Genomic DNA, 18802 nt, shown 5'->3' with positions numbered 1-18802 from the left:
ACCAGATCCAGGGGGGCTGTTTCGTTCAACTATTGGTTTTTTCCGCAATTGCCCGGACTTGATCACCATCTTCCGCCAACAACACTTCATCCGCCAGTTGGTGTGCTTCGTTTGATGATACTTGCCGTACGCTTACCTTCACTTCGGGAATGGCGCCGGCACTCATGGAGAGTTCGTGTAGACCGAGTCCGACGAGGATTTCCGTCATTTTGGGATCACCGGCCAATTCGCCGCACATGCCAGCGATGATGCCGGCTTCATGGGCGGCGTCGCAAGTCTTTTTAACCAAACGCAATACGGCGGGATGGGCGGCATCGTACAGATGGGCCACCAGTTCGTTCCCCCGGTCAGCGGCAAGAGTATATTGGGTCAGATCATTGGTGCCGATACTCATAAAGTCCACTTCTTTAGCCAATTGATCGGCGTTGACGGCGGCGGCGGGGACTTCGATCATGATGCCGATCTGGATGGAAGCGGCCACCTCGATTCCCGCTAGTTCCAGCTCTTGCCGGCATTCGCTTAAGAGGGATTTGGCTTGGCGCACTTCCGATAAGTTTTCCACCATCGGAAACATTACCCACAGGTCGCCGTGGACGCCTGCACGCAACAACGCCCGCAATTGCGTTTTAAAGATGTCCGGATTGGCCAGGCAAAAGCGGATTGCCCGATGACCGAGAAACGGGTTTTCTTCTTTGGGCAGTTTGGCATAGGGGAGATCCTTGTCACCGCCGATATCCAAGGTGCGGATCACGACGGGTTTGTCAGCGAAGGCTTCCAGCACTTTGCGATAAGCCTGGTACTGTTCTTCTTCTGTCGGCCAATGGTCGTTTTCCAGATAGAGAAATTCGGTGCGGAAGAGGCCGACCCCTTCGGCTCCATTTTGGAGGGCGGCGTCAACATCGGCGGGACTGCCGATGTTGGCTAACACCTGTACGCGCTTGCCGTCGGCGGTGTATGCATCTTCATTTGCCTGTGAAAGCGCCTGTTCCCGTATTTCTTGTTGTTGCTTGATCGTAGCTTCTGCTTGGCGTCGGTTGGCGTCATCTGGGTTTAAGGTAACTGCTCCGCTCTCGCCGTCCAAGATGATGGTATCGCCTTCTTTGATCTCATCGAGAGAGGCTCCCAGTCCCAGCACAGCCGGGATACCCAATGTACGAGCCATAATAGCCGCATGAGCGGTTTTGCTGCCCCGTGCAGTCACCATACCGGCAATCCCGGGAGGGAACTGTGCAGTGTCCGAGGGGGTGAGTTCATCGGCCACCACGACACTGCCGGGTTCCAGACGGGTAGGATCAAAGGGCTCAACACCCAACAGCAACAGCAGCAACCGTCCGCCCACATCGCGAATGTCGTCGGCACGGGCCCGCATATATTCATCATCTAAGCTGGCCAACATCCCGGCCATCTCATCGGTTACTTGTTGACAAACGGCTTCCGCGTTCTTTTTTTGATCATGGATGCGGGTTTTCATCTCCCCGATATAAGAGGGGTCATCCAGAAAAGCGAGATGAGCGTCAAAAATTCCCGCTTCTTCTTCTCCCATCCGTTCCAGTGTGGTTTGCCGTAAGGCTTGCAGCTGCTCACGTGCGGTTTGTACCACTTCTTGTAAGCGTTTTTCTTCCGCATCCACATCTGTGATCGTTTTTACAGTTACTTCCGTCTCTTCCTTGCGCCATATCACGGCTTGTCCAATCGCCATGCCGGCGGCAGCTCCAATTCCCTGTATCGATTGGTTTATCATCTGTCAAACACCCTCTTTCTCCGCTGATCAGTTGGTCAGTTCATTTTCAATCCATTGGGTGAGCGCTTGCACCGCTTCTTTTTCATCCTCCCCTTCCGCCCGGATGGTTATTTCTTCCCCGCCGCGAATGGCGAGGGACATCACGCCCAAGAGGCTTTTGGCATCTGCTTGTTTACCGTCTTTAACCAGATAGATCTGGCTGGAAAATTGCCCTGCTTCTTTGACCAGCTGCGCCGCAGGTCGCGCATGTAGACCCGTCTGATTGGTTATCGTCAATTGTTGTTCTACCATTGAAACCATTCCTTTCGATTGAGATGGAGTTGAAGGCGACCGTTTGCTGTCAGCGTGGTCTCTCTCATCTTTTGATCCGTTTTTGTTGGAAAAACAGAATGGGGTCATAAAGTAACGGATGCAAAAATCATGCCAACTTATTATAAGTTGGTGGCCTACGGTTGTATCTTGATCACTTCGTTTCCAATGTACCGCGCTTTTGATCGATGATCGAAGGAAAAAAGGGTGATCGGGAGATCAAACCTGGGGCACATTTTGTTAATCATTGGATATCTCTTTTGCCTCGGTAGAACCCTGACATGTTGCTTTCAGGTTGGAGTATGTTTGCACAACTTACACACTGGTTGATAAAGGGTTATCAGATTGATGATAAAGTCCCTCTTCCATATGCTAGCAAGTTTGCGATCAGCCTCGGTTTCTGTTTATTTGTTCATTCCAGCGCTGGATGCCCTCCGCTTGTAACAGCTCCCAAGCGCTAAAAAAGGGAATATCGGAACAGGTTTCCGGTGGAGAATGGGTGCCCACTACCGCGAGCAGGTTGCCGGACTGTTGCCATTGATACAGGATTTCACGATAGGACTCGCTTTGATCGGGATTCCATTCACTTGTCCATATTTCAATCTCTTTATATTTGCCCGTTAGATTTTGCTTTACCCAATCGTGTAAAGTGGTTAGTGCTCCTTCGCCTTGGGGGCATAGCACACCTACCACTAGGCGAGGATGAGCGGGAACGAGGGAACTGATCGGTTCCGGAAAGCGTTCGCGTACGGAGTGAGCCAGCTTTTTTGCATCCCAGCCGGGAGTTCGGGCTTTGCGGGCGGCATGGATCACCATGGAAAGCGTCACATTGGACAAAGTGTGAACCGAGATGCCGTGCTCGCGGCTGATGTCTTCCCCCATGGTGGTCAAGGAACCGATATCTACCAGCAATAAAACTCCTTTTCCGCCATGGAGTGCTTGGATGCGGTCGGATACACGCTGATGGGCGACAGAGGCGGGTTGATGAAGGGGCATATCGACGGCGTATATCCGTTCATCTCCCAGTAAGGCATTGGCCACCTGGGCGATCGATGAAGCGGTCGATTCCCCATGGGTGACGATAAGGACCGGTACTCCGTCGCTCGGGGCTGAATCCGACTCAGAGAAAGCGGATAAGAGGTGGGCGATCTCTTTCCAGGCATCTTTTGGCAATGGGATGTTTTTAGCGGTGATCGCTTTGGCAACGGCTTGGGCCGATTGTTGATATTTTTCTTGTAACGACTCTGTTTCGGGAAAAGGGCGGTTTGCTTGCTCCCCTTCGACGGCGAGAGAATGGATCAGACTTTCAAGGGCTTCTCTTTGCCCCTGTAGTAATGGTTGCGGAAGATGGGAGAGCACCTTTTGCAGATCATGGTTCTCCAATCGACAGTGCTGGCTACCGGGAAGCGGCCCCTGTTTCAAGTAGCGGTTTGCCATCAGCTTCAGTTCACGGATGCGCTCATCACGGCTCCATCCGCGAGCGCTCAGTTCCCGTTCCTTTCGCAACAGTTCACTGTATACCGTTTTTTCTCCTTTATCGGATCGAAGTGGTGCAATGGGAGAAGGGGAATCGGCGTGGGATTTCCACACACTAGCTACGGATGCGGGCAGATCTTCCCGCCGGATTGAAACGGCCGGGGAAGGCTGGTGCAGATGTCGCAAAAATGCCTGGGCACAAGCATGCTGCACATCTCCTTTTAGTTGACCGATATTACCGGGACAAGGATATTGAACAAACGCTTGACGACAACGGGAATCTAAACGGATGTCTAAAGCCATCTGTCGCGCTTCCTCGATAAAAAAAGCATCCACCAGTTTCTCCCGTTCGTGCTGCTTCCTTTGTTTTAAAGGAGGAAGGGTCAATTTGACGGCAAAACGGCGCAGCAATGTAGGCAGCAACACTTCATCCGGCTTTTCAGTGGTGGCGCCAATCAGACGAATGGACGCTGTTCGCTCCAGCTCAGTTTCGCCCAGACGCCGATACACGCCCTGATCGATCAGATGAAACAACGTCTCTTGTCCAGCAGGGGGGAGGCGATGGATTTCATCCAAAAATAAAATCCCTCCATCCGCTCGTTCCACCAAACCGGTTCTGTCAGATGCGGCGCCGGTGAAGGCCCCTTTGCGGATACCGAATAACTGCCCCATCAACAGCTCAGGGTTTTGTGCGTACTCCGAACAGTTAAATGTGACAAAGGGCTGAGAAGGGCTGAATTTCTCTTGTTTCCGTGCCAATTGTACCACTTGTTCCACCAGATGAGTTTTACCGGTTCCGGTTTCCCCCTCCAACAACAGCGGTAAACCTTTGGGTGGGTATAAGAGAGCGGCCAATGCCTCGTTTATTTCGGCTGAGTTGCCGATGGTTTTGCCGGGATGATTCTGTGGGGAATAGACCCATTCTTCCAGCGATGTTAACGCCGATTTAACCATGCGAAAGCGAACGGGCCGTCCCGGTAATTTCTCCACTTCCTTTACTTTCACCAGGTGATTGAGATAACGGCTGACAGTGGAACGATCCAGTTGAAGTAGTCGGCTCGCTTCCTGAGCGGTCAATCCCGTCGCCTCAGCCGCGCCGTGTTCGGCCAGTGCGTGTCGCACCTGGTCCAATCGTTTCATCAGTATATCCCCCTTAAAGACACTTACACACAACTTGCACACAAGAAGTGTGCAGTGTCAAGCGAAGCGCGCGCAATCTATTAATATATGGAAAAAGTCTGCCGATCCCATTGGTTATAAAACAGGAAAAAACCCCTTCATTGCAGCATGAAAGGGGATTATCAGCGATGCAAGCGACCTGCCATTACATAAAAATGGAATCTTATAGTCTATTAGTTCTATGTTACCATACCGATGTGCTTACAAAATCAAGTGGAAAAGGGAGGATATGATGCAAAAAACAAATTGGTTGAAAAAAGGGTTAATCAGTGCTGTCGCATTTACTTTAGTAGGTGCCGCTCTGCCTGGAGCCAGCTATGCCAGCACTTCCGCTAAGTCCACGAATTCTGATCAATTGATCCAACAGATCTTCGCCCAAGTAGGACTAAGGACGCCTTCGATACAGCAACCTGCTTCCAACGGCAAAACCTCTGTCACGGATCAACCGCAAACCACTCCACAAGCAGACAGCAACCAAACGGCTACTCCGCAAACTGAGGATAGTCAAACGGCTACTCCGGAAGCCGGGGATAGCCAAACGACTTCACCGGAAACGACAGAAAGCAACCAGCCTGCAACCAATAACCAAACGGCTGCCCCGCAGCAAACACAGGCACAAGCCAGTTTTGGTGACCGGATTATTAAAACAGGTGAAAAATATATGGGAACTCCTTACAAATTCGGAGCCCGTTCCGGACAAACGAGTAACTTCGACTGCTCCTCCTTTGTGCAATATGTATTTGGTCAAAACGGGGTAAAACTTCCCCGGACGTCCTCTCAACAATCGAAAGTTGGAACAGAAGTTTCTCGTAACCAGTTGCAAAAAGGAGATCTCGTCTTCTTTAAACTGCGCGGCAGCAACGGTCGGATTGCTCATGTGGGCATCTATGCAGGCAACGGCAAACTGTTGCACACCTGGGGTTCCGGCGGTGTTCGCTATGACAAAATGAGTGCCGCTTGGCTGGATTGGGGATTTGTTAAAGCAACCCGTGTTACCTCGAATAACTAAATTTTATATTCCCCAATAACCTGATCAGATACAGGTAAATTTCTACCCTCCGTACATGTCGGAGGGTGTTTTTTTCTTTTCTGCAATTTACCTATACCGATTAGGAATGATTTAACTTAACTTAGGAATCGCTTTTATCAGCATGTTTGAAAATGCAGACGTGATCCCTTGGGTTATTGAATCCCACTTTTTCGTTTGATTATACGTCACAAAGTATGATTTTCATCGTAAAAAGGAACGAAATTTATAGGATAATGGATTAGTTCTCTTTATCATATGCTCCCAGTCCGATTTTTCATGTTATGATATTAAAATGAGAACACTAGGAGAGGTCGGCGATCGGGTACGTCTCACTTTTGTGAAGTATGGTAAGAAAAAGTGAAACGGTACGGTTAAAATGCACGTTAACAATAACTGTTTAAACCGATCCAATCAATACAGCCAGATCCGGAACAGGCCCAATAAAATCAATAGCAAAGCCAAGCCGAACAGGATTAGCATATAGATATTCGCTCCCCAATGTTTCATGGGATCGTCTCCTTTCTTATACTGTGCTTTGGTTGCAATGGGGTAGTGATTCATATACAATGACCGACATGGCCCCATTCTCCTGTTGGATTTGCAGGATTTTAAGGCTTGGCAGGAATCAAACCTGTGTTTCAAGAATCCATATCGGAAGTGCGATGTGGGACCCGATCTTTCTCTCATCATCAAAACATGAGAAGCATTCGTTGTAAACCGTAAAATCAAAAGACCTCTTCTAAAGAAGAAGAACATTGCATCACCATCAGCGGAGGTGGTCTGTGTGTGGGTAGAGATCGGAAACCAACTCAGACAAGCGAGGGAGTCAAGCGGGCTCTCTTTTAAAGAGATCCAAGAAAAGACACAGATTGATACCGTTTCCCTTAATGCCCTCGAGAGTGGGGATTTTGACAAAATAGGGAGTGCTTTTACCGTCCGCTCATATATTCGTGCATACGCGAAGCAGGTAGGGTTGGAGCCGACTTATCTGCTGAAACGTTACCGTCCGGATCAGACGGGGATGATGCAAGCGGTCGATCTACAGGGAACGGCTCAGTATCATCTCGCCGCCCTAAACTCTGATAATGTCCAAGAAACGGACTCATTTAAAACATTACCAACGACTCCTCCCAGTAATGATGATGAGTATGATCCCTTTAAAAACCACCCCGATCGACAATATGACAATCAAGAAGAGGCATACGACCCATACGCGTCAATGTCTTCCCACAGCGATGAAAAGGTGCCCTCCCGTTCGACGGGCAAAAGGCAATCGCTATCGCGTGATTCCGGATTGCAACTGCCTGCAAAAAAATCGAACACAGGAAAGTTTCCGCCTATCGAGACGGATCCAACAAGAAGCGATCGATACAGTGAACAGGGCACTTCAGAATCTTCCCGCTCTTCCAGAATCCGACGGGGTGGGTATGACCACGAACCGATTCCCGATACCGGTTGGGAGGGTTATCAAGAAACGGCTGCTTCAGAGGAGGAGATCTCCGGTTGGAATTCCATTGAACCACTCTCCCGCTCCGATCGCAACTCGACTTTATCCCGCCGCTCCTCAACCACGATGCCCTCTGTAGGAGAGGGAGGATGGGATGAGATGTCGACACTATCCCGCTCCCGCTCGGGGCGTGAGCGAGCCGTCCCCCCCTCAGAGCCGATTGCCAACCCTCCCGCTTTACTCAATCATGCAAATGATCAGAGAGGCCTTTCCCGCAGCGGACGGAGGAAACAGGTGGTTGATCGGGGCAAAAAAGCCGGTATGTGGATCGCGCAAAAGAAGTGGACATATGTGGCAATTGCTGTTGCTATTTTGTTGATTCCGATGTCGGTATTGGCCTATAACAGCATAAAGGAGCCTTCCGACTCAGAGGCGAGTGCCAATCCGGACCAAAATAATACGGTCAACTCTACCGGAACCGAGACGGGCGATGCATCTCAGGAAGGGAAGGCATCCGTGGTGACGGTTAATCAATCGTCAACCTTAGGAGAGTACAAGCTGAGCCAACCAGATACCATTGCGATCAAATTTAAAGCATTGGGCAACGGCAGTTGGATTCAAATCCGGGAAGAACAAAATCCTGATGCACCTTATATTAAGGATTTTACCCTGCAGCCAGGAGAGGAATTCCCCTACAATCATGCCCAAAACGCTTCCAATGATGTCTGGATTACCATCGGACAGCCTGAAAATGTAGCGATAACGATTAACGGTCAAGATGTAGAAACCGTCAAATCCGTACATGTAGCTAGAGAGTAGCTGAGGGGGGAGATTTCACAGTTGGGATTCTTTGTGTATTCTTCCGACGGCGGTCGGGTTGAATCTCATGTAATCGCGGATTGGACACGCTTTAGCTCCCCAGATCAGGGGGGCTTTTATTTTGAAACTCTTTTATCCACTTTTTTGAAACATTAGAGAATGAATCGTTTTCATGATAGGATGGGAAGAAAGGCTGACAGATAAAGTTTAGCTGCTTAGCCACTGCCAGTTGTAGATTGAAGGGGCGATGGAGAGGTGAAGCAGTGCAAAAAAAAGATGGCCCGTGAGTTTAGCCGGTTGGCGGGTCGATATGACCGTCGTGCTGTCATTCAAAAACGGATGGCCCATCAAATTATGCAGACCTTGACTGAACAAGAGGTAGAGGCGCGGGAAATTGTCGAGGTGGGCTGCGGTACCGGCTATCTTACCCAATTGCTGCGAGATCGATTTCCTGATGCACGGCTGACGGTGATTGACTTATCGGACAAAATGGTACACTTTGCTCGTCAAAACGTGGCGGAGGTGAAACCTGACACATCCGATATCCGTTTTATCGTGGCCGATGCAGAGGCGGTGGAGTGGGAGAAAGAGCGGTATGACTTAATTGTGTCCAATGCAACTATACAATGGTTCAACCAACCGCGAAAAACGATAGCAACCCTGGTGGATGCCCTTCGTGAGGAAGGCTTTTTCCTGGCTTCCACTTTTGGACCGGATACCTGGCAGGAATTGCGCAAACTTTATTACGAAGAATTGCGCGAAGATGGCGATTTGATGGCCGAGTGGGATTTCGACTGTGCGCGTTCCATCCCTGACTGGAAACAAATTCTTTTGGATGCGGGCATCACCCATCCACAGTCTGCTGTCTGTTGGCAGCGAAAAGAATACCAAGATTGTCGTGAATTTTTAGGGACCGTTCAATATCTCGGGGGTGCTTTTGTATTTGGTCAAGATCGCTTTTGGGAACTGCGCGAGCCAGCGGTGATTCGGCTAATGGAACGATATGATCGCGCTTATCGCCAGAATGGTGGGGTGTACGCCACCTATCAACTGGTGCGTCTGTTTGGATGGAAAAGGGACGGACTGGAGCGCGAGTATTGTGTCGATCGAGTTTGACCACCGTCCTAATACTGTAAACCGATTTGGCCCGAGAAAATCGGGTCGATTTTTATATGGGAGTGGCAAGGATGGAAATTACGTTTTTAGGTACAGGTGGGGGCATCCCTTCTAAGGAGCGGAATGTAGCTTCACTTGCTTTACAATGGACAGAGCGTGGGGGGCGGATCTGGCTGTTTGATTGCGGAGAAGGAACACAACATCAAATTCTGCAATCAGCTGTACGTTTGCCGCGGGTGGATCGCATCTTTATCACCCATTTGCATGGCGATCATATTTTTGGTTTGCCCGGCCTTTTGGGCAGCCGTTCGTTTCAGGGGGGCGATTCCCCTTTGACCATACATGCCCCGGAAGGGTTGCGGCCATTTGTGGAAACAGCCCTGCAGGTTAGCGGCACCTACCTTCGTTATCCGATTGAATGGCTGGAATTGCGAGAGGAGAGTTTTACCCTGGAACAAGGGATTCAGGTGGAAGTGGGAGCCTTGTCCCACCGCGTTCCCTGTTACGGTTTTCGTATCCAGGAACCGCATCGGTCGGGACGCTTGGATGTAGAGCGGTTACAGGCGGAAGGAATTCCCCCAGGCCCCCTCTATCGACAGTTAAAAATGGGGGATCGCATTCAACTACCTGACGGGCGGATTGTCGATGGACGCCATTATCGAAAACCGGATCGGCCGGGGCGGGTGGTGACTGTGCTCGGGGACACCCGTCCTGTGGTGGAAGCTGCCCGTTTGGCTCATGGAGCGGATGTATTGATCCACGAAGCAACATATCGGGAGGGGCGGGAGGAATTGGCTGAAAAACATGGCCATTCCACCTCGGTGCAGGCGGCTCGGATTGCACGGCAGGCGGGAGTGGGGCGGTTGTTGTTGACCCATATCAGTTCCCGCTATTCTGCTGCCGAATCAAAGGTGCTTGAAGCAGAGGCGCGACAGCAGTTTGCGGCAACGGATGTGATGTACGACGGACAGACGGTAGCGGTGACATCGGCGGACGGGGACTAGCTGCTGCATGAACTTCAAAAAAGGATACATCCCGCTAGGAAAACATTTTAAAAAAGGGTTGCGAGTAATCGGCATCGAAGTAAAAAGCTAAAGCCCGCGGTCGGGGTGAGGAGGTGATCACCTTCCGTATCCGTTTGGTACTACCCCCTCCCGTTTGTCAACAGATGTGACGGGCGGGGACAAAAGTGCACATCATTGTGCTTAAAGATCCCGCCCGATTTTAAGATCATCGGGAGGGATGTTCGTGAGAATGGGATTATGGTTGATTTGTTTGGGGGCCATCGCCTGGGGAACCGCCGGTTTAGCGGCGAAGCTTTTGATCTTGCACCATGGGATGACTCCCTTGGAAATTGGGGCGTGGCGTCTGTTGGTCGCAGCTCCGCTGTTGTGGATGGCTGCGATCTGGGAAAGCCGCGGCCATGTGTTTGTATCTGCGGGACGGCGTGGACTGGTCTGGATTCTACTGTTCGGCCTGGCGCTGGCGGGTTACCAGCTTACTTACTTTAACGCTGTTGACCGCACACTGGTATCAACGGCTACTCTGATCGCCATCTGTACGGCTCCACTGTTGGTGGCGGCGGTTTCCGCTTTGGTATTGCGGGAGCCGTTGGGAGCCCGTACCTTGCTTGCATTGGGGTTGGGTGTGATGGGAGTGGCATTGGTGATCGGGATCAGTGGATTGGCCACATTAACCGATTCCCGCTATCTCGGCGGAAACCTGCTCGCATTGGGCGCTGCTACATGCTATGGGGGATATACATTGATCGGGAAGCAATTGGTGCGCATGCTGCCACCGTTTCGAATCGCTGCAGCTGCCTTTAGCACAGGGGCGATGATGCTTCTCCCCTTTATTGCATGGCCGCCGCCCTCATGGCAAGCGTGGGGACTGCTACTATACCTGGGTGCCGTTCCAACCGGATTAGCTTACCTTCTCTATATGGCTGGACTAAAACGGACCAGTGCTACCCACGCCTCCATCGCTGCGCTACTGGAACCACTGACCGCTTCCCTCCTGGCCATGGGTTTGCTGGGGGAGCGTTTACCCTTGATGGGTTGGCTGGGAGCGACCTTATTACTCGCTTCTTTGGCTGTAATGACCGTACCGAAGGGAAACCGTGTGAACCGGACAGAAGGGTAGATAAAGGAATTGTTGCTCGGGTACTCCTTGCGAGATGATTAGAGCAACGATATAATCAGGGCAGAGCGTGTGGAAAGACTAAAAACTACCATTGGAGCGAAAACTCGACCGACGACATTTGGCTCGGCGCGAGCCTTCGTGGATGGATGTAGGGTGCTACATATCAGATGAAGCGAGAATCTTTACCACTTCAGTGATGGGTCGTTCACTGAAGAGCCGTTCACTTATCAGAAATATTGGGAATAACAAAGGAACCAACCGTCATTTTGAACATGAAAACCATCCTGAGAAGGGGGCATTCCGCTTGGCTTTTGTAATTACCTCTACCTGCAAAGACGAAAAAGCGGCTGAATGTGTGGAAGTTTGCCCGGTAGACTGCATCCATGGGGATGATGTCATGTATTACATCGACCCGGACACTTGTATCGAGTGTGGCGCATGTGAACCGGTCTGCCCGGTGGAAGCCATTTACGAGGAAGAAATGGTACCAGAAGAGGAAAAAGAGTATATCGAGATCAACGCCAACTTTTTTAAGTAATCCAACCGGGCGGGTGCTAATCGGCACCCGCCAGTTTGTTGGTGATGGATATCTTAAGCCTGCCTCCCAACGCATCGACAACGCAGTGAAGTCAGCCACACATTTTTCCACTCGCCGCTGCAGGTGCGGAGGACAGCTGCCGCCTCAGTCTGTACCATCAATCGGGTATATGCTTTACTGCAAAAATTGGCCCCACCCCTCTTGACGAGAGCCGAGATCAGATAAATAATAATATTTGAAAGCATGGTTGGAATTCAAACAGGGAATGTTGCAATCGTAATCCGAGGAGGAGTTTTTTTCTGCCCTAGCAATGAATGATTGTTCATTCATGTAAGGGGACGGTTTCAACTGAGAGGAGGAGTCTTTGTTGGCGAAAATCAAACGAGCGGCGGTGATCGGTGCAGGTGTGATGGGCGCGGCTATCGCCGGACACCTGGCCAACGCTGGGATTCGTACGTTACTGTTGGATATTGTGCCCCGAGAGCTGAGTGAGAAAGAGAAAGCAGCAGGCTTAAGCTTAGCGGACAAATCGGTCCGCAACCGCTTGGCCCGAACCGGGGTAGAGCGGCTGTACAAAGAGAAGCCGGCTCCGCTGTTTCATCGAAGGGTTGCAGAGCGGATCGAATTGGGCAATTTGGAAGACGACCTGCCCCGTTTGGCGGAGATGGACTGGGTGGTCGAGGCGGTGGTTGAAAATCTGTCTATCAAACAAGACTTGTTTGCCCGCATTGAAAAAGTATGGCAGTCGGGAACCATTATCAGCTCCAACACTTCCGGTATCTCCATACAAAACATGGTGAAGGCGTGTTCGCCTGAGTTTCGATCCCATTTTTTAGGGACCCACTTTTTTAACCCACCTCGTTATATGAAACTGTTGGAGATCATTCCGACAAAGGATACGGATGCTTCCATCGTCGCAGAGATGAAAGCGTTTGCGGAAGATGTGTTGGGTAAAGGAGTTGTCTTTGCCAAAGATACCCCCAATTTTATCGCTAATCGCATCGGTGTATACGGTCTGGCGATCACCTTCCAAAAGATGTTGGAGGAAGGGCTTGGTCCTGATGAGGTAGATGCGGTGACCGGTCGGGCGATGGGACGCCCAAAAAGCGCCACTTTTCGGACGTTGGATCTGGTGGGATTGGATACATTTATTCACGTTTCCGACAATGTCCGTGAAAACGTAGATGACCCCGCAGAAAAGCAAGCGTTTTCCATACCCGAATTGCTGCGGACGATGGTGGACAAAGGCTGGCTCGGCGCCAAAAGCGGGCAAGGATTTTTCAAGAAGGTGAAAGGGGAGAAAGGTAGCGAAATCTTGGCACTCGATCCTGCGACCGGTGAATACCGTCCCCGCAAAAAGCTAAAAGCGCCCTCGCTTGAGATGGCGAAACGGGCCAAATCAAAGTCGGAACAATTGCAGGCCCTGGTCTATGCCGACGATGTGGCGGGACGGTTGGCTTGGCATATTACAAAAAAAGTGTTGCTCTATTCCGCTGCCCGCATCCCGGAGATTGCCGATGATATCGTCAGTGTGGACCGGGCGATGCGCTGGGGCTTCAACTGGGATTTGGGACCCTTTGAGGTGTGGGACGCCATCGGAGTGGAAAAATCCGTCGCCCGCATGCGAGCAGAAGGGGAAACGATACCACCACTGGTGGAAGAGTTGTTGGCAAAAGGGGCCACGTCCTTTTATCAGCAGCAGTTGGATCATGATCGCGCATTTTATCTTGGCGGTCAGTTCCGTCAAGTGGAGGAGCATCCAAAGTCGATTTCCTTGGCTCGACTCAAACAACAAGGAAAAGTGGTCCAATCCAATTCTGGAGCGAGTTTGATCGATATCGGGGATGAGGTGTTATGCCTAGAATTTCATTCGCCCAATAACGCCATCGGCACCGATATCATTCAAATGGTAAACACAGCGGTGAAGGAAGTATCCACCAACTGGCGCGGATTGGTGATCGGGAATCAGGGATCGCACTTTTGTGTCGGCGCCAATCTGATGTTGATCCTGATGGAGGCACAGGATCAAAACTGGCCGGAGTTAGATCTAATGGTGCGCCAGTTCCAAAAGACAATGGGTTCGCTCAGAACCATGGACCGACCGGTCGTAGTCGCTCCCTTTGGTATGAACCTGGGTGGAGGGGTGGAAATCTCCTTGCCGGCGGATCGAATGCAAGCATCCGCTGAAACGTATATGGGGTTGGTGGAGACCGGTGTTGGCCTGATTCCTGGTGGTGGAGGCAACAAAGAGATGCTGCTGCGTTTAACTGCCGATATCGATCCAAGGGATTCCATCCGTTTACAAAACAGCGTCAACAAAGTGTTTGAAACGATCGCCATGGCTAAGGTATCCACCAGTGCCGCCGAGGCGGAGGAATATGGTTATCTGCGCAAAGGGATCGACGGTGTCAGCATCAATCAGGATCATTTGCTCTATGATGCTAAAGAACAGGTGCTGGCCCTTGCCCGTACGGGTTATCGCCCGCCGGAGCCACAAAAGATCCCTGTGGTTGGTGAGACGGGCTACTACACCCTGCGCCTGGGTGCGTACAGCATGCTTCAATCCGGTTATATCAGTGAGCATGACTATAAGATTGCGGACAAACTGGCTTACGTCCTCTCCGGCGGTACCGTGCCCGCAGGAACGCTGGTGGATGAACAGTATCTGCTCGACATCGAGCGTGAAGCCTTCCTCAGCTTGGCGGGAGAACCTAAATCACAGCAACGGATGCAACATATGTTGACCAAAAAGAAACCCTTGCGCAATTGATGACGAAATCAGATCTCTTGATTTTCACAACAAGCATACATTGATCCAAATATCCCTCCTATCCGAAATATTGCTAATCAACATGGTTTTTCTTTACTGATTTTCACTTGAGCGGACATCAGCGCCAACCATCACCTGCACTTGAAGGAGGAGAGAAAGATGCGTGAAGCAGTGATTGTCGCCGCGGCGCGTACCGCTGTTGGCAAAGCAAACCGTGGCTCGTTGAAGCATACCCGTCCTGATGATCTGGGAGCCGTGGTTGTTCAGGATCTATTGCGGCGGGTTCCGCAATTGGAGCCTGATGATGTGGAAGATGTGATCATGGGTTGCTCGTTTCCGGAAGCGGAGCAAGGGATGAATGTCGCCCGTGTGATCGCTTTGCGGGCGGGGTTACCTACTACTTCTGCCGGTCTTACCATCAACCGCTTCTGCGCCTCCGGCTTACAGTCGATCGCCTCGGCGGCACAACAGATTATGACCGGTTTCGCCGATACGATTATCGCCGGCGGTGTGGAGAGTATGAGCCTGGTACCGATGGGAGGCCATAAACCGGCACCCAATCCACACTTGATGGAAACCGGGCCGGAGTTGTATATGTCGATGGGGCATACCGCCGAGGAAGTGGCCCGCCGTTACGGAGTCTCGCGGGAGGATCAGGATGCGTTTGCCCTGCGCAGCCACCAACATGCGATCACCGCCATCCAGGAAGGGAAATTTAAGGATGAGATCGTGCCCTTCACTGTGAAAAAGCGCTTTGTCGGTGATGATGGAAAGTTGCATACAGAAGAGTTTCTGTTTGATACCGACGAAGGCCCCCGACTGGACACTTCCGCGGAGAAACTGGCACAGTTGAAACCCGCGTTTCGGCTCGGCGGGACCGTAACCGCCGGTAACTCCTCCCAGACCAGCGACGGTGCCGCCGGGGTGATCATGATGTCGCGGGAAAAGGCGGAATCCTTAGGAGTAAAGCCTCTCGCCGTCTTCCGCTCCTTTTGTGTTGGCGGCGTTGATCCCGATGTGATGGGGATCGGTCCGATTGTAGCCGTGCCTAAAGCCTTGGAAAAAGCGGGAATCACCATGGATCAGGTGGATTTGGTGGAGTTGAACGAGGCGTTTGCAGCGCAAGCGCTTCAGGTGATCCGCCACCTGGAGATGGATCCGGACAAGGTAAATGTCAACGGTGGTGCCATCGCCTTGGGTCATCCCCTGGGATGTACCGGTGCCAAGCTAACCGTGTCGATCTTAAACGAATTGGCTCGCCGCCAGCAGAAATACGGCCTCGTTACCATGTGTATGGGTGGAGGCATGGGTGCTGCCGGGGTCTTTGAGATGGTGCAATAAAATAGCGATAAATGTTGAGGAGGAATGGGAGATGGCGGAAAAGACGATCACCAAGGGTGGTAGCTACCTGATCGAAGAGCATGCAACCACGGATGTGTTTATACCGGAGGAGTTGAGCGAAGAGCAACACATGATTGGCAAGACGGCGGAAGACTTTGTCAAAGACCGTGTGTTGCCGGTATTGGAGGAGATTGAAAACCACAACTTCGATCATACGGTCCGCCTGCTGCAGGAAGCGGGTGAGTTGGGCCTATTGGGAGCGGATGTGCCGGAAGCATACGGTGGATTAGAGCTGGATAAGATCAGTTCAACCCTGATCACGGAAAAAATAGCCCAAGGACGATCTTTTTCCCTCAGTCTGGGTGCCCATGTAGGGATTGGGACGCTGCCGATCGTATTCTTCGGCACCGAAGAACAAAAACAAAAATACCTCCCACCGTTGGCCACCGGTGAAAAACTTGCCGCCTATGCCTTGACGGAGCCGGGTTCCGGGTCGGATGCTCTCGGTGCCAAAACCGTCGCTAAGCTGTCCGACGATGGGAAGAACTATCTGTTGAGCGGTGAAAAGCAATGGATTACCAACTCCGCCTTTGCCGATATTTTTGTCGTATATGCCAAAATCGACGGCGAAAAGTTTACCGCCTTTATCGTGGAGAAGGACTTTCCAGGGGTCAGCACCGGACCGGAAGAGAAAAAGATGGGCATCAAAGGCTCCTCCACCCGCACCTTGATCTTGGATGAAGCCCGAGTACCGGTGGAGAACGTCCTCGGCGAGATCGGCAAAGGCCACCTGATCGCTTTTAACATTTTAAACATCGGTCGCTACAAATTGGGGGTCGGTTGTGTCGGTTCCGCCAAGCGTGCGCTTGAACTTTCTGCTAAGTACGCCAATGAGCGGAAGCAGTTTAAGAAGCCGATCGCCCAATTTCCGCTGATCCAGGAGAAATTGGCGACGATGGCGGCTAAAACTTTTGCCCTAGAAAGCTCGATCTACCGTACCGGTGGCCTGATCGAAGAGGGATTAAGCCAACTGGATGGAGCTGCGGGCACAGACACCGCCAAGGCGATTGCAGAGTATGCCTTGGAATGCTCCATTACCAAAGTTTTTGGCTCCGAAGTGTTGGACTATGTAGTGGATGAAGGCGTTCAAATCCACGGCGGATACGGTTTTATGCAGGAGTATGAGATTGAAAATATGTACCGCGATTCCCGCATCAACCGTATCTTTGAAGGAACTAACGAAATCAACCGCTTGCTGATCCCGGCAACACTCCTGCGTAAAGCGATGAAAAGTGAATTGCCGCTGATGGAGAAAACCGCCGGTCTACAGGAAGAATTGATGATGATGATGCCGACGTTGTCGGAAGAGGCACCTGAATTGTTAGAGACAGAAGGGAAAATGATTGAACACGCTAAAAAAATCTTCTTGATGACCGCCGGACTGGCTGTGGAAAAATATCAGACCAAGTTGGAAAACGAACAGGAAATCTTGCGGGATGTCGCCGATATCGCAATCGAGATTTTCGCGATGGAAAGCGCATTGTTGCGGGCGAAGAAAAGAGTGGAGCAGGTAGGGGAAGAGAAGGCGGCCACCCCGATCGAGCTTACCACCGCCTATGTGTATGAAGCATTCCCGCTGATTGAACAAAAAGCGAAGCGGATTTTGGCTACGATGGAGGAAGGGGATATCCTGCGGACACAGCTTTCCATCCTGAAAAAATTGACTCGCTTTGAACCGATCAATGAAGTGACGTTAAAACGGAAAATCGCCGCTCGTATCCTGGAGGAGGAACGGTACGTCGTTTGATTTGCGGATGAGCTTTTGCGGTCGATTGACATTTATGAAAAAGAACCCTTCTTAACAAATCGTGCCTGAAGTTGAATCGGGAGATGCGAGCTGTCCAATCAAGAACGATAGGCTTCTGCATTAGCAGAAGCCTATTTTTTCGATAAAATTATGGATTGTCAATTGAAATAAAGCTATACTAGTTTTTGTAATAATCGAGAGGAGTATATAAATGTATAATATGGATTTAAAGAGTCAACTAGACGCCAGACAACTGGCGATTGCACAGAGCGAGATGGAAAACTACAGGAAATCGACGGGGGCAGCGTATCTTCTGTGGTTTTTCTTGGGAGGGTTCGGGGTGCATCGCTTTTATATCGATCGAGTAGGAACCGGCGTAATCATGTTAACCTTGGAGCTTTTAGGCTGGATGACGATTTGGATTTTTGGTCTTGGTCTTATCTTTCTTATACCCAATTGGATTTGGTGGATTGTTGATGCGTTTTTGTTGCATGGCTACGTGCAGAATATCAATATTGCAAAGGAACGGGAGATCTTAATCCGAGTTTCCCGAAATAACGCGATCGTTTCATAAAAGTATTCAAAGTACATGGACAGGAGGTGCGCGATGACAAAACAAAAACGAAAAGAGCCACCTGCCAGCGGACGGGAGGCGGCCACTGCGGAACAGGGAAAAAAGGAACGAATTGTTACCGCCTATCTCCTGTGGCTACTGCTGGGTGTATTTGGTGCACATCGGTTCTATCTGGGGCGATGGAAAACAGGAATGGCGATGACATTTGGCGGTATGGTCGTATGGACAGCGGCAGTAGTGTTTTCACTCTTGTCCATCTCTCCGTTTTACGTAGTCTCTCCCATGCTGGTGTGGTGGTTATTGGACGGTTATCTGCTCTCTCGCTGGCTTAATGGATCGGAATAACTTTAACGATAGTAAATAGGGTAAGCCTAAAATTCCTTACCTTTATGTATAGGGATGGTCAAACCAAAATTATAATGAAGATAAACTTGTGGGCAGATAATGATCCCTCATACTGTTAGGTCCGCATATATAGGCGGACCTTTCTCTAAAGGGGCTTTGTTAATGAGT

General features: G+C 50.8%; 14 protein-coding genes. 11 read left to right on the top strand and 3 right to left on the bottom strand.

Going from position 1 to position 18802, the window contains the following annotated elements:
* Positions 1 to 25 precede the first annotated feature (25 nt).
* The 3 genes from ptsP to C8J48_RS13840 form a co-directional block, all read right to left on the bottom strand.
* Complete coding sequence (ptsP, locus tag C8J48_RS13850; protein WP_107727852.1) at positions 26 to 1741, bottom strand: phosphoenolpyruvate--protein phosphotransferase; 1716 nt, start codon at positions 1739 to 1741, stop codon at positions 26 to 28.
* Positions 1742 to 1768: 27 nt separating this feature from the next.
* The gene (locus tag C8J48_RS13845) at positions 1769 to 2032 is read right to left on the bottom strand and encodes an HPr family phosphocarrier protein (RefSeq protein ID WP_107727851.1); all 264 of its coding nucleotides are present in this window, start codon (positions 2030 to 2032) and stop codon (positions 1769 to 1771) included.
* Positions 2033 to 2437: 405 nt separating this feature from the next.
* Entirely contained in the window at positions 2438 to 4666 is a 2229-nt protein-coding gene (locus C8J48_RS13840) for a sigma 54-interacting transcriptional regulator (RefSeq protein ID WP_107727850.1), read from the bottom strand.
* Between the two features lie 271 nt (positions 4667 to 4937).
* Between C8J48_RS13840 and C8J48_RS19115 the strand changes: the two genes are divergently transcribed.
* The 11 genes from C8J48_RS19115 (at position 4938) to C8J48_RS13785 (ending at position 18634) form a co-directional block, all read left to right on the top strand.
* The gene (locus C8J48_RS19115) at positions 4938 to 5714 is read left to right on the top strand and encodes a C40 family peptidase (RefSeq protein WP_107727849.1); all 777 of its coding nucleotides are present in this window, start codon (positions 4938 to 4940) and stop codon (positions 5712 to 5714) included.
* Positions 5715 to 6519: 805 nt separating this feature from the next.
* On the top strand, positions 6520 to 8001 hold the full coding sequence (locus C8J48_RS13830; protein WP_170105549.1) for a helix-turn-helix domain-containing protein: 1482 nt from the start codon (positions 6520 to 6522) through the stop codon (positions 7999 to 8001).
* A gap of 255 nt (positions 8002 to 8256) precedes the next feature.
* Positions 8257 to 9117: a methyltransferase domain-containing protein gene (locus C8J48_RS13825; RefSeq protein WP_107727847.1), complete on the top strand. Its 861-nt coding sequence runs from the start codon at positions 8257 to 8259 to the stop codon at positions 9115 to 9117.
* A 71-nt stretch (positions 9118 to 9188) separates the two neighbouring features.
* The gene (rnz, locus tag C8J48_RS13820; RefSeq protein ID WP_107727846.1) at positions 9189 to 10121 is read left to right on the top strand and encodes a ribonuclease Z; all 933 of its coding nucleotides are present in this window, start codon (positions 9189 to 9191) and stop codon (positions 10119 to 10121) included.
* Between the two features lie 250 nt (positions 10122 to 10371).
* Complete coding sequence (locus C8J48_RS13815) at positions 10372 to 11259, top strand: DMT family transporter (protein ID WP_245891254.1); 888 nt, start codon at positions 10372 to 10374, stop codon at positions 11257 to 11259.
* A 304-nt stretch (positions 11260 to 11563) separates the two neighbouring features.
* The gene (locus C8J48_RS13810) at positions 11564 to 11797 is read left to right on the top strand and encodes a ferredoxin family protein (protein ID WP_107727844.1); all 234 of its coding nucleotides are present in this window, start codon (positions 11564 to 11566) and stop codon (positions 11795 to 11797) included.
* Positions 11798 to 12161: 364 nt separating this feature from the next.
* The gene (locus C8J48_RS13805) at positions 12162 to 14567 is read left to right on the top strand and encodes a 3-hydroxyacyl-CoA dehydrogenase/enoyl-CoA hydratase family protein (protein WP_107727843.1); all 2406 of its coding nucleotides are present in this window, start codon (positions 12162 to 12164) and stop codon (positions 14565 to 14567) included.
* Between the two features lie 159 nt (positions 14568 to 14726).
* Complete coding sequence (locus tag C8J48_RS13800) at positions 14727 to 15908, top strand: acetyl-CoA C-acetyltransferase (RefSeq protein WP_107727842.1); 1182 nt, start codon at positions 14727 to 14729, stop codon at positions 15906 to 15908.
* A gap of 31 nt (positions 15909 to 15939) precedes the next feature.
* Complete coding sequence (locus C8J48_RS13795) at positions 15940 to 17715, top strand: acyl-CoA dehydrogenase family protein (protein WP_107727841.1); 1776 nt, start codon at positions 15940 to 15942, stop codon at positions 17713 to 17715.
* Between the two features lie 211 nt (positions 17716 to 17926).
* Positions 17927 to 18289 carry a TM2 domain-containing protein gene (locus C8J48_RS13790; protein ID WP_211316651.1) on the top strand — a complete coding sequence of 121 codons (363 nt, stop codon included), beginning with the start codon at positions 17927 to 17929 and terminating at the stop codon, positions 18287 to 18289.
* A 33-nt stretch (positions 18290 to 18322) separates the two neighbouring features.
* Positions 18323 to 18634: a TM2 domain-containing protein gene (locus tag C8J48_RS13785; RefSeq protein WP_107727840.1), complete on the top strand. Its 312-nt coding sequence runs from the start codon at positions 18323 to 18325 to the stop codon at positions 18632 to 18634.
* Positions 18635 to 18802 lie beyond the last annotated feature (168 nt).

Origin of the sequence: Desmospora activa DSM 45169, assembly GCF_003046315.1 — a bacterium.
Taxonomy (GTDB): Bacteria; Bacillota; Bacilli; order Thermoactinomycetales; family DSM-45169; genus Desmospora; species Desmospora activa.
Note: the sequence above shows the minus strand (reverse complement) of the source record. Positions and strands in the feature narration are given on the sequence as shown.

Excerpts from the sequence above, each read along its gene's own strand:
- ptsP (WP_107727852.1), bottom strand. The coding sequence starts at position 1,741 with ATGATAAACCAATCGATACAGGGAATTGGAGCTGCCGCCGGCATGGCG.
- C8J48_RS13845 (WP_107727851.1), bottom strand. The coding sequence starts at position 2,032 with ATGGTAGAACAACAATTGACGATAACCAATCAGACGGGTCTACATGCG.
- C8J48_RS13840 (WP_107727850.1), bottom strand. The coding sequence starts at position 4,666 with ATGAAACGATTGGACCAGGTGCGACACGCACTGGCCGAACACGGCGCG.
- C8J48_RS19115 (WP_107727849.1), top strand. The coding sequence starts at position 4,938 with ATGCAAAAAACAAATTGGTTGAAAAAAGGGTTAATCAGTGCTGTCGCA.
- rnz (WP_107727846.1), top strand. The coding sequence starts at position 9,189 with ATGGAAATTACGTTTTTAGGTACAGGTGGGGGCATCCCTTCTAAGGAG.
- C8J48_RS13815 (WP_245891254.1), top strand. The coding sequence starts at position 10,372 with ATGGGATTATGGTTGATTTGTTTGGGGGCCATCGCCTGGGGAACCGCC.
- C8J48_RS13800 (WP_107727842.1), top strand. The coding sequence starts at position 14,727 with ATGCGTGAAGCAGTGATTGTCGCCGCGGCGCGTACCGCTGTTGGCAAA.
- C8J48_RS13795 (WP_107727841.1), top strand. The coding sequence starts at position 15,940 with ATGGCGGAAAAGACGATCACCAAGGGTGGTAGCTACCTGATCGAAGAG.
- C8J48_RS13790 (WP_211316651.1), top strand. The coding sequence starts at position 17,927 with ATGTATAATATGGATTTAAAGAGTCAACTAGACGCCAGACAACTGGCG.
- C8J48_RS13785 (WP_107727840.1), top strand. The coding sequence starts at position 18,323 with ATGACAAAACAAAAACGAAAAGAGCCACCTGCCAGCGGACGGGAGGCG.